General features: G+C 56.3%; 1 protein-coding gene. It reads right to left on the bottom strand.

The window, feature by feature from the left end:
* A partial coding sequence (locus ACTHUR_RS16540) for an FTR1 family iron permease (RefSeq protein ID WP_440399769.1) occupies positions 1–572 on the bottom strand: 572 nt, incomplete at both ends.

Genomic DNA, 572 nt, shown 5'->3' with positions numbered 1-572 from the left:
CCATACGCCGGCCTCATGCAGCGCGCGAAACGAACCGGCCAGCAGACCGGCCGCCACCACAATCAGAAACGCGCCCGTCCAACGGAAAAATTTCGCCAAGTTCAGGCGCATACCGCCCTGATAAATCAGCGTACCGATGACAACCGCCACCAACAGCCCCAACACCGCACCTATCGGCATAGACCATGTCGGGCTTTGCTGGAACACGGCAAGCAGGAAAAACACGCTCTCCAAACCTTCGCGCGCCACAGCCAAAAACGCCATGCCGACCAAGGCCCAACCCTGGCCGCTGCCGCGGTTCAAGGCCGACTGAACAGAATCCTGAAGATGCTGTTTCATCGAACGCGCGGCCTTCTTCATCCACAAAATCATGTACGTCAACATCGCCACGGCCACCAGGCCGATGACGCCAACCACCAATTCCTGTTCTTTTTGCGGAATCTCGCCAGTAACGGAATGAATGCCGTAACCAATACCCAAACACATGACCGAAGCCAAAAACACGCCCAGCCAAACCTTCGGCATCAGCTCGCTGTGTCCCGACTGTTTCAAAAAACTGGCAACAATACCGA

The sequence above is a fragment of the Neisseria sp. P0021.S007 genome (assembly GCF_051956855.1).
The sequence above is the reverse complement of the archived record's forward strand: the minus strand, read 5'-3'. Positions and strand labels throughout refer to the sequence as shown.